The following is a 12985-nucleotide window of genomic DNA, read 5'->3' on the forward strand; positions in this document are numbered from 1 at the left end:
CGGCCCGGACCGTCGTTGCCGCGGCGGTCTCGGGCCGGGAACACGGGCCGTCGTGGCCGGGTGAGGCGTGGAGCACGGCGGGGGAGCCGGTTCCGGCCACGACGGACGTCAGCGGCGGGTCATCCGCCGTCCCAGCGGTAGGGGTGGCCGGGGGCGGGCTCGTCGATGGGCAGCACCTTGACCCGGTGCCGGCCGGCGCGGACCGCCCCGACGGCGGACAACGCGCGGGCGAGCAGGAGGGCGGCGTCCCGGTCCTCGGCGTGGACGACCTGGCGGCGGGGCTCCGGGGCGCGGGTCTCGTCCCGCAGGCGACCCCCGTCGGCCCAGGCGGCGGCGATGTCGGCGTCGGCGGCGTTACGGATCTCGGTGCGGACGATCAGGAACCGCATGGTGTCCCCCGGAGACGGACGGATGCGCGGTGGAACTTCCACGTCACTCCATGCGTCATCGTACGCCCGCACCTCGTCCCAGCAAGTGAAACCGGCCGGCTCGACCGTTCGGGGGATCCCAGGTCAGCACGGTTGTCGGGGGTGGACATGCGAGGGGCCGCCGGCGTGACGCCGACGGCCCCCGGGCACTCGCCGGATCAGTTCAGGTCGAACTGGCCGTTCTTCGCTCCGGCGATGAAGCCGAGCCAGCCGGCCCGGTTGAACAGCAGCACCGGCCCGCTCGGGTCCTTGCTGTCCCGCAGCGCCATGGTCGCCGGCCCGGTGCCGAGCGGCGCGACCTCGACGCAGTTCGAGGTCTGGCTGCGGGTGCTCTTGCGCCAGGCGGCGCCGGCGAGGTGCCCCGAGCGGGCGGTCGTGCTGTGGCGGATCTCGTTCATGGTGTCCTGCTCCTGATGAGGTGCTCCGATGGGGAACGAGCGACGCCGTCGCCGGACGGTGTCCGGCGGGATCACCGTTCCGTCGTGAGACGCCCCGAGTCCCGGCGACGCTGGGTCGGCGCCGTTGCCGGCCCGTGCGCCACGGTGGACTCGACTGCCGTGCCGGTCAGCCGTCCCGTCGCCTCGATCAACCAGGAGAGGGTGTCCGATGCGGAGAGTGCCGACGAGCATAGCCACTCGAACACCACTTTATAGCGATTTAGGGTGTTTGCCTCGGTCGACATGACGTCGGTGAACCCACTTTCGATCGCCAACGTCTCCGGATCGAGGGGATCGGCGAACCGATAGACCGAGAAGGCGGTCGGCGGAAGGTACCAGTCGCCCACCCGGGTGTCCCGCAACAGCAGCCGCAGCTCCACGTTCGGCAGCAGGGCCAGCTCACAGAGGTGGACGAGCTGCTCGTGCAACACCTCCGGCGGTCCGGCCCGCCGGCCGAGCGCGGCCTCCTCCAGCACCGCGGTGTACTGGGGGACGTGGGACAACAGGGACTGGCGCGCCTGCCGGGCGGCCACCTCGGTCTCCGGGTCCTCCGGATCCGGGTCGCCGGCCTCCTCGGCCACCCGGGCCGCGGACAGGATCCGGTGCCGGGCGTACCCCGGGGTCTGCAGCAGCCCGGGCACCAGCACCGGGTTGTACTCGGAGATCTCCGCGCAGCCCACCTCCAGCTCGGCGAAGGCGCGCTGCTGCTGGGTCATCACCGGGAAGTTGCGCAGCCAACCCCGCATGTCGCCGGCCTCGTGGGTGATGCCGGTCAGATCCGCGCGCTGCTCGTCGTCGGCGCCGTAGAGCGTCAGCAGCGCGTCGACGTCGTCCGGGTCGGGGCGGCTGCGGCCGTTCTCCAACCGGGACAGCTTGGATGCGGAGGCCCAACCGATCCGCTCGATGACCTGGTCACCGGTGAGACCGGCCTGTTCACGGAGCCGGCGCAGCTCGGTGCCGAGGCGGCGACGACGCAGAAACGGGCCTGGTGCGGCAGGAGGCACGGCGTCCTCTTTCCCGTCGACCGTCGCGAGACGCGACGGTAACTGTATGGAATTCGCCCCCCACGGCCAGTATGGACGGCGCGACCGGTGTCGGCGGGTCCGGCGAGGGCGTGTCACGAGACAAAAAGAGGACTCTGGAGAGCGCCTACATGGGGCGCCCGCCCCCGACGCGCCCGCGGGCGCACCCCTGCCGGAGGGAACCGATGCGCACCGTCCTGCGCCGCCCCGACTTCCGCCTGCTCTTCGCCGCGATGGTGGCGAGCATGGCGGCGGAGTCGATCCTGCTGCTCGCCCTGGCGGTCTGGGTGAAGGACCTGACCGGCTCGGACAGCATGGCCGGGGCCACCGTCTTCGCCGTGATCGCGCCGATGGCGTTCGCCCCGCTGGTCGGCTGGGTGGTCGACCGCTACCGCCGCCGGCCCTTCTTCATCACCGCCAACCTGGTCGCCGCCGTGCTGCTCGGTCCGCTACTCACCGTCCGGGACCGTTCCGACGTGTGGGTCATCTACCTGGTGGCGGCGCTCTACGGCTTCTCCTCGATCACGGTGACCGCCGTGCTCAACGGGCTGATCCGGCACCTGGTGCCGGCCGACCTGCTGGCCGACGCGAACGGGGCGTTGCAGACCGTCCGGCAGGGGCTGCGGCTGGTCGGGCCGCTCGCCGGGGCCGGCATCTACGCCGCCGTCGGCGGCTGGCTGCTGGTGACCCTGGCGATGGGCGGGTTCCTCGCCGCCGCGGCGGTGGTCGGCCTGCTGCGGGCGGACGAGAGCGTGCCGCCGGACCCGGGGCGCCACTGGTCGGCCGGGGTGGGCGCCGGGCTGCGCCACCTGGCCCGCCAGCCGGCGCTGCGCCGGGCGCTCGTCGGCTACGGGCTCGGCTCGCTGGTGATGGGTTTCACCGAGTCGCTGATCTTCGCGTACGTCGATCTGGGCCTGCGCCGTGACGCCGCGTTCGTCGGCGTGCTGGTCATGGTGCAGGGCGTCGGTGGCCTGATCGGCGGCCTGTTCTCGGCCGCGGTGGTCCGCCGGCTCGGTGAGCTGGGCGCGCTCGCCGTCGGGGTGACGTTCTTCGGCCCGGCCGCGCTGGCGCTGGCGTACCCCCGGCTCTGGCTCGGGGTGGTGGCGCTGCTGCTGGCCGGCATCTCCCTGCCGCTGACCATGGTGGGGCTGCACACCCTGGTCCAGCGCCGGACGCCGCCGGCGCTGCTGGGCCGGGTCACCGCCGCGTCGAAGGCGCTGATCAGCGGGCCGCAGGCGGTCTCCATCGGCACCGGCGCGCTGCTCGTCGGGGTGTTCGACTACCGGCTGCTGTTCGCGCTGGTCGGGGCGATCACCACGGCGGCCGGCCTCTATCTCTGGCGGGGTCGGGGGCTCACCCCGCCGGGCGCCGGTCCGGCCCGCGTGCCGGGTCCCCGCCGGCCGCTCGACGACGAGATGCTCGCCACCACCGACCGGCGCCGCACGCGCTGAGCAGACGACCAGCGGCCGCACCCGACGGGGTGCGGCCGCTCGGCAGGTCCGCTCCGGTCAGCCGGGGAGCGCGGCGAGGTGCTGCTTCACCTGGTTGATCGAGGGGTTGGTCAGGGCGCTGCCGTCGGCGAAACGCAGCGTCGGCACGGTCTGGTTGCCGCCGTTGACACCCATCACGAACTCCGCGGCCGCGGTGTCCTGCTCGATGTCGACCACCTCGTACGCGATGCCCTCCCGGTCGAGCTGCGACTTCAGCCGGTGGCAGTAGCCGCACCACGGGGTGGAATACATCGTCAGCATGGTCTGGTCCTCCAAGGGTGGCTCACGCCCGGTCCGATCAGGCCAGGCTAACCGCTGCAACGTCGGACGGGGCTGGGATGATTCCCTGCTGTGGGGGTTCACTCAGCGGCGGAACGGGTGCTGACCGGGCTGGATCCGGAGCAGCGGTCCGCGGTCACCGCCCCGGCCGGCCCGGTCTGCATCCTGGCCGGCGCCGGCACGGGCAAGACCCGGGCGGTGACCTCGCGGATCGCCTACCGGGCGCTGACCGGCGACATCGCCGCCCGACACGTGCTGGCGGTCACGTTCACCGCCCGCGCCGCCGCCGAGATGCGCAGTCGTCTCACGGTGGCCGGGGTGGGCGGCGTGCAGGCGCGCACGTTCCACGCCGCCGCGCTGCGCCAGGTCCGCTACTTCGCCCCCCGGCTGCTGGCCGGACGGGCCATGCCGGAGCTGCTGGACAGCAAGGTGCGGGTGGTCACGCTGGCCGCCGCCAAGGTGGGGCTGCGCGCCGACCGGGCCGCCGCCCGCGACCTCGCCGCCGAGATCGAGTGGGCCAAGTCGTCCCTGGTCGAGCCGGACGAATACGCGGTGGCCGCGGCGAAGGCGCTGCGCGAGACGCCGTACGAGCCGGCCCGGGTGGCCGAGGTGTTCACCGCGTACGAGCGGCTCAAGCGCGGCAACGGGGTGATCGACTTCGAGGACATGCTGCGCGCCGCGGTGTGGGGGATCGAGGAGCACCCGGACGTGGCCGAGCAGGTGCGCAACCAGTACCGCCACTTCGTGGTCGACGAGTACCAGGACGTCAACCCGCTCCAGCAGCGGCTGCTGGACGTCTGGCTCGGCGGCCGGGACGACCTCACCGTGGTCGGCGACGCCAGCCAGACCATCTACTCGTTCACCGGCGCGACCTCGTCCTACCTGGTCGACTTCCCGCGCCACCATCGCGGCGCGACGGTGGTCCGGCTGGTCCGCGACTACCGCTCCACCCCGCAGGTGGTCGGCCTGGCCAACGCGGTGATCTCGGCGGCCCGGGGCGCCGAGGCGCGGCTGCGCCTGGAGCTGCACGGCCAGCGCCGGCCCGGCCCCGAGCCGGAGCTGCGGATCTTCACCGACGAGCCGGCCGAGGCGAACGCCGTCGCCGCCCGCTGCCGGGCGCTGGTGGCCGGCGGCACCCCGGCGCGGGAGATCGCGGTGCTGTTCCGCACCAACGCGCAGTCCGAGGCGTACGAGAAGGCGCTCTCCGAGGCCGAGGTGCCCTACGTGTTGCAGGGTGCGGAGCGGTTCTTCGATCGGCCCGAGGTGCGCCAGGCGATGATCGCGCTGCGCGCCGCCGTCCGGTCCGTCCCGGGGGAGACGCCGCTCAGGACGGCCGTGGTGGAAGGGCTCGCCGCGGTCGGCTGGGCCCCGGACGCGCCCCCGGCCGGCGGCGCGGCGCGCGAGCGCTGGGAGGCGCTCGCCGCGCTGGTCCAGCTCGCCGAGGAGTACGCCGCGACGCCCGAGGTGGTGCCGATCGGCGAGGCCGCCGCCGTGGAGCGGCCGGTGACGCTGGCCGCCTTCACCGAGGAGTTGGCGCGGCGCGCCGCCCAGCAGCACGTGCCCACCGTCGAGGGGGTGACGTTGGCGTCGCTGCACTCGGCCAAGGGCCTGGAGTGGGACGCGGTGTTCCTGGTCGGGCTGGCCGAGGGCACGCTGCCCACCACGTACGCGAAGACGCCGGAGCAGGTCGAGGAGGAGCGGCGGCTGCTCTACGTGGGGATCACCCGGGCCCGGGAGTGGCTCTGGCTGTCGTACGCGGCGGCGCGCTCGCCCGGCGGGCGGGCCCGGCGGCCGTCGCGTTTCCTGCCCCAGTTGGACCGTTCCGGCGGCGGCGAGCGGGCCGGCGGCACGGGTCCGGCCCGGAAGGCCGAGCGGCGGCGACCGCAGGTGGTCTCCTGCCGGATCTGCGGCGCCACGCTGCTCGCCGGCGCCGACCGGAAGCTCGGCCGCTGCCCGACCTGCCCGTCGGACCTGGACGAGGAGCTGTACGAGCGGCTGCGCGAGTGGCGGCAGCGGGTGGCCGGCGCGCAGAAGGTGCCGGCGTACGTGGTCTTCACCGACGCCACGCTCACCGCGTTGGCGGAGCGGAAGCCGGGACGCACCGAGGACCTGGTCGCGATCGCCGGGATCGGGCCCCGGAAAGTGGGGCTTTACGGCGATACGGTGCTGGCCCTGGTGGCCGGGGCGACGGTGGACCAGGTTCTGCCCGCAGAAAAGTTTCAAAATCTGGCCGTAAATCGTTTGCCCTCCCCCGAGGGCGAGGAATAGCCTCAGGACACACCTCGAAGCGGCGCTGTTCTGGCTGCTCACGGGGGATGAGTCCATGGTCGGCACGAGGAAGGTCAGGGAGGTGGCACCAATGGAGATCTACATCTACGAGCGTCCGGCGGCGATGCCAGCTGCCGGCGTTCCCCTGTCGTCCGTCCGGGTGGCCCTTGCCGCTCGACCGTGGGCTCCGCAGGCGCACCAGGTCCAGGTTCAGGCCGAGCTGAACCTGACCGTCGCGCCGATCAACGGGGTCGACGGGACCAGTGGCTTCACGGGCATGGGCATCGGCGCCAAGAAGCGCACTGATGTCCGCGGCGTTCCACCTCGAGGTAGACCGGTCTGATCCACAGACCACCGGCTCACCTCGAGGCCGCGGAACCCGCACACCGGGATCCGCGGCCTCAGTTTTTTGTACCGCCGCCGTACGTCGGAAATGCGATCCACGAGATCGAAGTGAGAGAGAGGTGACCGGAGGATGAGTCTGGCGTTGGCCCCACTCGACGTGAGCGTCGAGGTGGAGGCGAACCTGCCCTGCCGGAAGTTCGACCCCGACCTGTGGTTCTCCGACTCGCCCGCCGAGCTCGAGCTGGCCAAGTCGCTCTGCGGGGACTGCCCGCTGCGCGTCGAGTGCCTGGCCGGGGCGGTGGAGCGAGCCGAGCCCTGGGGCGTCTGGGGCGGCGAGATCTTCGAGCGTGGCGCGGTCGTCCCGCGTAAGCGGCCCCGTGGCCGTCCGCGTAAGGAGGACCTCGCCCGCGACGCGCAGCTCCGGGTCGAGGCGGAGGCGCGACTGGCGGCCAGCGGGCTGTCCGAGTCGCGTAGCGCCGTCCGGCTGGCAGCCTGACACACCTACGTTCCACGACCGACCGATGCCGGTGTCCCTCCACCGGCCGACCTGAGAAGAGAAACCGATGCTGCACCTGCCGAACGGAACCGAGATGCAACTACTCCACGAAGCGTTGTCGAGGGCTCGAATGCCCCGGCCTCAGGCCGGTCGCACCACCACGAGCACTGAGGCAACCCGTTCCGCCCGTACCGTAGCCATGCGGGGTCGGGGCCAGTCGGCCCGCGACCTGGGCGTTCTCTAGATCGACAAATGAGGAAGGGGCGGTGACCGGATGGTCACCGCCCCTTCGGCGTGCTCCGTGCTCAGGCCACCGGGGCGAACCCGGGCAGCCAGCGCTCCAGGATCGACCGGTAGGACGCCTTCGCCTCCAACTGGCAGAGCACCCCGATCGACCCCAGCGTCACCCGGTGGATCATCAGGTAGGACGGCGGCAGGTTGAGCTGCCGGCTGAGCTGGTAGGCGGCCGAGCGGGGGCTGGCCAGCCGGGCCGCCTCGGCCCGCAGCCAGGCCCGGGTGAACCGGAACTCGTCGGCCGCGATCGGCTCCAGCATCGGGCGGAGGAAGTCGAGCACCGCCGGGGCGTCGATCGACTCGTTGCGGCCGACGAAGCCTTCGTCGCGCAGCCCGTCCACCACGCCGTCGGCGTCGCCCCGCAGGGCGAGCGCGGCGATCCGGCCGATCGGCTCCGGCGTGCCCTCCGGCATGCGGGCCACCGCGCCGAAGTCGATCACGCCGAGCCGGCCGTCGGGCAGCAGCCGGAAGTTGCCCGGGTGCGGGTCGGCGTGCAGCAGCCCGGCCCGCTCCGGCGCGGAGAGGTGCAGCTCGGCCATCAGCCGCCCGGCCTCGTTCCGCTGCTCCTCGGTGCCCTCCCGGATGATCTCGGAGAGCGGGATGCCCTCGACCCACTCGGTGATCAGCACCCGGGGCGCGGCGTCGAGGACCTCCGGGATGAAGATGTCCGGGTCGTCGGCGTACGCGGCGTGGAACGTCCGCTGCGACTCGGCCTCCAGCTCGTAGTCCAGCTCCTCGGTGATCCGCTCGCGCAGCTCGGCCAGGAGCGGCTTGACGTCCAGCCCCGGCTGGATGGCGCGGAACATGCCGCCCAGGCGGGAGAGCTGCTTGAGGTCGGCGAGCAGGGCGTCACCGGCCCCCGGGTACTGGATCTTCACGGCGACGTCCCGGTGCCGCGGGCCGCCGTTCGGCCCGTAGCCCGGGTCGCGCCACACCGCCCGGTGCACCTGGCCGATGCTCGCCGCGGCGGCCGGGACGTCGTCGAAGGAGACGAACCGGTCCCGCCATTCCGGCCCGAGCTGCTCGGCGAGCACCTTGTGCACGGTCGCCACCGGCAGCGGCGGGGCGGCCTCCTGGAGCTTGGTGAGCGCCTGCCGGTAGGGCGCGGCGATCTCGTCGGGCAGCGCCGCCTCGAACACCGACAGGGCCTGACCGAACTTCATCGCCCCGCCCTTGAGCTGCCCGAGGACGCTGAACAACTGCTCGGCGGTGCGCTGCTGGATCTCGGCGGAGATGACGTCGGACGCGAGCCCGGTGACCCGCTTCCCCATGCCGAGGACGGTTCGACCGGCGAATCCGAGCGGCAGGGCGGCGAGTTTGGCGGTGCGGGACACGGCCCGCCGCGGGATGTCGGTCACCCGACCATTGTTACCGACGCGAGGGTCCCGCTGCTGCCGTGCGGCCGGGAGCGGGCGCGGCCGACCGGATCGGGCGACGCCCGCAGCAGCCGCACGAGGGGTGCGGGGACCACCGGCGTCGCCGGAGGTGGCCGGCGCCCCGAACCTCCACCGCCGAGCCGAGCGTCTCCGGGGTGCCGCCGTCCACCTGGACCAGCGCCTCGGCCGCCGCGAGGGCCGCCGCGGCGAGCCGGGTGGTGGCCGTGCAGGCCGGTTCACCGCCGTCGGCCGCGAGCTGGGCGGCGAGCGCCGGCCAGTCCGCGTCCCGGTCGCCCCGGTGCAGGTCGAGGCAGCGCAGGCAGGGGCCGGTGGGCGGGCGGACCAGCGGCCCGACCACCGGCACCCCGCCGCGCAGGTCGAGCAGCAGGTGGGGCTGTCGGCGGCGGGCGTAGCCGGCGGCGAGCAGCTCGGCCGGGCGGCCCACGCCGAGCTGCACCACCAGGTCGGGCCGGGCGGACCGGAGCGGACCGGTGGCCGTGCCCGGCGCGCACCGGTCCAGCGCCGCACGCACCGCCGGGGCCAGCGGCCGGCCCAGCTCCGCGCCGGACAGGCCGGTCCCGACCAGGTCGCCGGCTCGCACCGGGCCGGTCAGGTCGGGTACGACGTGCCCGATCCCGGCCTGGGCCAGCGCGACGGCGACCGCCGCGCCGAGCCGGCCCGAGCCGGTGACCAGCACCCGGGCGCTGCGGCGGCGGCGCAGCAGCCGGGCCGGCGTGCCGGGCAGGTGCCCGGTGGCCAGGGCCAGGGCGTCGGCCTCCGCAACCAGTCGGGCCCGGAGCGGTCCGGCGAGGTCGCGCGGGAGCAGCGTCTGCGCCGGTACGAGCAGACCGGCGCCCCGGAGCGCGTCGAGCAGGGCCCGCGCCTCGTCCGGCGGGACCCGGGCGGCGCGGGCCGCGGCCAGCACGGCTCGCTCGCTGCGGGTGCCGTCGAGCAGGTCGAGCAGGTGGGTGGTGCCCGGGGTGGAGACCTCCAGCAGCACCGCCGGCCCGGGTTCCACGCCGAGCTGGAGGGTGCGCCGGTCGCGCCACAGGCGGGTGAGGCCGGGCAGCAGGGTGGGACGGATGAGCGGCGTCGGCTTGGTCACACCACGAATGGTGACCGCTTCCGCGCGCTCCGTCGTTCGTTGTCCACAGGCGCGGCGCGCCATGGCCAGCGTTGTCCACAGCACATCGCCGGTTTTCCACAACCGGCGGGTAACCGTGTCGGATCCGCGACGGGGGAGGGGCGGCCGACAGCCACCCCTCCCCCGAACGAACCCGGACGGGTCAGACCTTGGCCTTGCCCAGGATGCGGTTCACTGTTGTGCCGCACACCGGGCACTTGCCCTTGGCCATGTTCATGCCGGTCTTCGAGACCTCCACGTGCCCCTCGAAGTCCCGCTTCTCCTTGCACTTGACGCAGTAACCGTTGTAGGTCTGGGCCTGGTCGGCCACGGTAGCCTCCTCGTCTCGTCCGCCGGAGGTGCCCGGCGGGTCTCCCTGCGGCGGGCCACGCGTGACGCCGGCGCCGGGGGTTCTCCGCGATCAGTCACCTGATCGTGGTTGGCGGACCCTACCCAGGTATGGGCGGTTCCATGTCAGCTGCACGCCGACTCTGTGAGCAAGTCGACGGCAAGAGTGTGCACGCCGAGTAACGTCTGATAAGTCAGTTTCGCGAGGACACGCCGGTTAAATGCGCTCAGCTCCCCTTCGCGCGACCCCCGAGCCGACGACTCGGCGTAGATCATTTAACGTGGGGAGCGACCGGTTGGTGATGGTCAACTACCGCCGCAAAGAAATTTTTCGGGACTCCTTACCATCAACTGTCATTTTCCGGGCGCGTGTCGTCGGGTTGACTCTTGCGGACTCCTGGTCAGTACGCATTACCTTTCCTTCGTGACAGTCAACCGAGGCTGCGCGGCGCGGTAATGGCCGTGGCGCGGAAGCCGGTCGTCGAGGTGCGGCGCAGTCAGCGTCGGCGACGCACGGTGTCCGCGTACCGGGACGGTGAGCGCGTGGTCGTGCTCATCCCGGACCAGTTCTCCCGCGCCGAGGAGAGCGAGTGGGTCGACCGGATGCTGGCCCGGTTGGCCGCCCGGGAGGGTCGCTTCGCCCGCTCGGACGCCGAGCTGCTCGCCCGGGCCTGCCGCCTGATCGCGCTCTACCTGCCGGAGCACGGGTCGGCCGCCGAGCCGGCGAGCGTGCGCTGGGTGACCAACCAGAACGGCCGCTGGGGCTCCTGCACCCCGGCCGACCGCACCATCCGCATCTCCCACCGGATCCAGGACATGCCCGACTGGGTGATCGACTACGTCCTCCTCCACGAGTTGGCGCACCTGATCGTTCCCAGTCACAACACCGCGTTCTGGTCCCTGGTCGCCCGCTACCCGAAGTCCGAGCGGGCCCGCGGCTACCTGGAGGGCGTAGCCGCCACCGCCAGCATCTGACCCGGTTCCCTCCCCTCCCCCGCCCCGCCTCGTCGATCATGAAGTTGGCCGCGCGTCTCGCCCCTTTTGTCGCCGCCAACCTCATGGTCAACCGCTGAGTGGGGCCCGCGTGGGGTGGTGGGGTTAGGGTCGGCGGATGGTCCGACGTGTGGTGGTGGCGTTGCTCGGTCCGGTGGTCTGGGCGCCGCCCGGGATCGACCCGGCGCGGTGGCGGACCGCCCTCGCCGAGGACGTGGTTGACCTGCTGGCCACGCTGAACGAGGTGGAGACCGCGGTGGCGGTCACGCCGGCCGACCGGTGGCTGGCCGACGCGGTGGTCTGGCCCGGCACCACCGTGTACGAGGTGCCGGAACCCACCCCGAACGCGGTCCTCGCCGCGCTCGCCGGTTACGACCAGGCGGCCGTGGTCGCCGCCGACGCGCCCGACGTGCCCGGGCTGACGCTCGGCAAGCTGCTCCGGCCGCTGTCCAGCCGCCCGGTGGCGGTCGCCCCGGTCGAGGGGGCCGGGCCGGGCCTGCTCGGGGTGGCCGCGCGGCTGCCCGTACCGCAGTGGCTGCCGGCGCTCGACCTCGACACGACCGCGCCGGCCGAGGTGCGGGCCGCGGCGCCCCGGCCCGGCGACGTGGCGGTCACCGCCGGTTGGCGGCGCCTGCGCGGCCCGGCCGACCTCGGCGCCCTCGACCCGGCCTTCGAGGGCTGGGACGCGACCCGGGCGCTGCTCTCCGGCCACCCCGGCTGACCAGCGCGTCCGGCGTCAGGACTTGCCGTCGTCCTCGCCCGGGGTCGGCTCCTCCGGTCCGCCGGGCGCGGAGAAGTCGAAGTTCGCCAGCTCGTCGTCCAGATCGGTGGAGGTCGCCGCGAACGCCTCGGGGGCGGCGAAGTCGTCGTCGGACGGGAGCAGGTCGGGGTGGCCCCACACCGCGTCCCGCCCGGCGATGCCGCGCTGCTCGGTCAGCGCCGCCCAGAGCACGGTCGCCTCGCGCAGCCGGCGCGGCCGCAGTTCGAGCCCGACCAGGGCGGCGAACGTCTGCTCGGCCGGGCCGCCGGCGGCCCGGCGGCGGCGGAACGCCTCGCCGAGGCTCACCACGTTGGGCAGGCGGTCGCCGGCGGCGCTGTCCACCACGTGGCAGACCCAGCCCTCGACCAGGGCGAGGACGGTCTCCAGCCGGGCCAGCGAGGCCTTCTGCGCCGGGGTGTCCTCGGGAGTGAAGATGCCCTCCAGGGCGATCGCCTGCATCGACTCCGGGTCGGTCGGGTCGACCCGGCCCATCGCCTCCTCGATCGCCTCCCGGTTGACCCGGATGCCGGCGGCGTAGTTCTCCACCGCGGTGAGCACGTGCCCGCGCAGCCACGGCACGTGCTGGAAGAGCCGCTGGTGGGCGGCCTCGCGCAGGGCCACGTAGAGGCGGACCTCGTCCTCCGGCAGCTCCAGGCCCTCGCCGTACGCCTTGATGTTGGCGGGGATGAGCGCGGCGGCGCCGGCGGGCCCCAGCGGCAGGCCGATGTCACCGGCGGAGAGCACCTCGGCGGCGAGCGAGCCGAGCGCCTGGCCGAGCTGACCGCCGAAGAGCGCGCCGCCCAACGTGGCGACCATCGACTGCATCGGGCCGAGCTGGGCACGTGCCTCCGGCGGCACCAGGTCGCCCATCGCGCCGACCATCCGGCTGGCCACCGGGTCGCACAGCTTGCGCCACACGTCGAGCGTCTTGAAGATCCACTCGTTGCGGTTCCAGGCGACCGAGGAGTGGATGCCGGAGGGCCACGAGGTCGCCGGTTCCAGCCAGAGGTCGGCGATCCGGAGCGCCTCCTCCACCGCGTTGCGTTCGAACGGCGAGACCGCCGGGTCGCCGGCGGCGGCGAGCTGGCTCGCCGCGACCTGCCGGGCGAGGTCCCAGTTGACCGGCCCGCTGCCCGGCGCGGACAGCAGGTGCTGCAACTGCGACATGAACTGCTGCATCTGCGCGGGATCGTTGGGGTCTGGTGGTTGACCACCCGGGAGCGCGAAGCCGAACGGAATATCAGGCACGACCTCTACGGTACGCGGGCCCCGCCGCAGGTCGTGCCGTCGGCGTTGCGCTGAGGGCGAAGTCCGTCGGTCACCGCG

Annotated in this window: 13 protein-coding genes and 1 pseudogene; 6 read left to right on the top strand and 8 right to left on the bottom strand. The window is 73.5% G+C overall.

The features are described from left to right. Window positions 1-119 precede the first annotated feature (119 nt). From H1D33_RS29115 to H1D33_RS29125, 3 genes are all read right to left on the bottom strand, one after another. Window positions 120-389 (bottom strand): hypothetical protein, encoded by a 270-nt coding sequence (locus H1D33_RS29115; protein WP_181570158.1) that lies wholly within the window; start codon window positions 387-389, stop codon window positions 120-122. A 197-nt stretch (window positions 390-586) separates the two neighbouring features. After that, window positions 587-826, bottom strand: a complete 240-nt coding sequence (locus H1D33_RS29120; protein WP_181570157.1) for a DUF397 domain-containing protein — start codon at window positions 824-826, stop codon at window positions 587-589. Window positions 827-897: 71 nt separating this feature from the next. Next, entirely contained in the window at window positions 898-1869 is a 972-nt protein-coding gene (locus H1D33_RS29125) for a helix-turn-helix domain-containing protein (protein WP_181570156.1), read from the bottom strand. A gap of 203 nt (window positions 1870-2072) precedes the next feature. Between H1D33_RS29125 and H1D33_RS29130 the strand changes: the two genes are divergently transcribed. Next, window positions 2073-3338 carry an MFS transporter gene (locus tag H1D33_RS29130; protein ID WP_220138728.1) on the top strand — a complete coding sequence of 422 codons (1266 nt, stop codon included), beginning with the start codon at window positions 2073-2075 and terminating at the stop codon, window positions 3336-3338. Window positions 3339-3395: 57 nt separating this feature from the next. Here H1D33_RS29130 and H1D33_RS29135 read toward each other — a convergent pair whose 3' ends face one another. Beyond that, entirely contained in the window at window positions 3396-3638 is a 243-nt protein-coding gene (locus tag H1D33_RS29135; RefSeq protein ID WP_091068606.1) for a mycoredoxin, read from the bottom strand. Between the two features lie 90 nt (window positions 3639-3728). Between H1D33_RS29135 and H1D33_RS29140 the strand changes: the two are divergent. The 3 genes and pseudogenes from H1D33_RS29140 (at window position 3729) to H1D33_RS29150 (ending at window position 6765) form a co-directional block, all read left to right on the top strand. Beyond that, window positions 3729-5892: pseudogene (locus tag H1D33_RS29140) on the top strand (ATP-dependent DNA helicase UvrD2). A gap of 123 nt (window positions 5893-6015) precedes the next feature. After that, on the top strand, window positions 6016-6267 hold the full coding sequence (locus H1D33_RS29145) for a hypothetical protein (protein WP_181570153.1): 252 nt from the start codon (window positions 6016-6018) through the stop codon (window positions 6265-6267). Window positions 6268-6399: 132 nt separating this feature from the next. After that, window positions 6400-6765: a WhiB family transcriptional regulator gene (locus H1D33_RS29150; RefSeq protein WP_073828771.1), complete on the top strand. Its 366-nt coding sequence runs from the start codon at window positions 6400-6402 to the stop codon at window positions 6763-6765. Window positions 6766-7070: 305 nt separating this feature from the next. On the opposite strand, the gene H1D33_RS29155 is transcribed toward H1D33_RS29150, so the two are convergent. The 3 genes from H1D33_RS29155 to H1D33_RS29165 all read right to left on the bottom strand — a co-directional run bounded on the left by H1D33_RS29155 (window position 7071) and on the right by H1D33_RS29165 (window position 9889). Continuing rightward, window positions 7071-8417: an ABC1 kinase family protein gene (locus H1D33_RS29155; RefSeq protein ID WP_181570152.1), complete on the bottom strand. Its 1347-nt coding sequence runs from the start codon at window positions 8415-8417 to the stop codon at window positions 7071-7073. A 10-nt stretch (window positions 8418-8427) separates the two neighbouring features. Further along, window positions 8428-9540, bottom strand: coding sequence for a TOMM precursor leader peptide-binding protein (locus tag H1D33_RS29160; RefSeq protein ID WP_246411808.1), 1113 nt, complete (start codon window positions 9538-9540; stop codon window positions 8428-8430). Between the two features lie 181 nt (window positions 9541-9721). Then, on the bottom strand, window positions 9722-9889 hold the full coding sequence (locus tag H1D33_RS29165; protein WP_007464795.1) for a DUF5679 domain-containing protein: 168 nt from the start codon (window positions 9887-9889) through the stop codon (window positions 9722-9724). Window positions 9890-10362: 473 nt separating this feature from the next. On the opposite strand from H1D33_RS29165, the gene H1D33_RS29170 reads away from it, so the two are divergent. Continuing rightward, window positions 10363-10881: a M48 metallopeptidase family protein gene (locus H1D33_RS29170; RefSeq protein ID WP_181570150.1), complete on the top strand. Its 519-nt coding sequence runs from the start codon at window positions 10363-10365 to the stop codon at window positions 10879-10881. Between the two features lie 136 nt (window positions 10882-11017). Further along, on the top strand, window positions 11018-11620 hold the full coding sequence (locus tag H1D33_RS29175) for a hypothetical protein (RefSeq protein ID WP_181570149.1): 603 nt from the start codon (window positions 11018-11020) through the stop codon (window positions 11618-11620). A gap of 15 nt (window positions 11621-11635) precedes the next feature. Here the strand turns inward: H1D33_RS29175 and H1D33_RS29180 are convergent, their stop codons facing one another. Then, window positions 11636-12907, bottom strand: coding sequence for a zinc-dependent metalloprotease (locus H1D33_RS29180; RefSeq protein ID WP_181570148.1), 1272 nt, complete (start codon window positions 12905-12907; stop codon window positions 11636-11638). Window positions 12908-12985 lie beyond the last annotated feature (78 nt).

The organism is Micromonospora ferruginea, from assembly GCF_013694245.2.
Classification (GTDB): Bacteria; Actinomycetota; Actinomycetes; order Mycobacteriales; family Micromonosporaceae; genus Micromonospora; species Micromonospora robiginosa.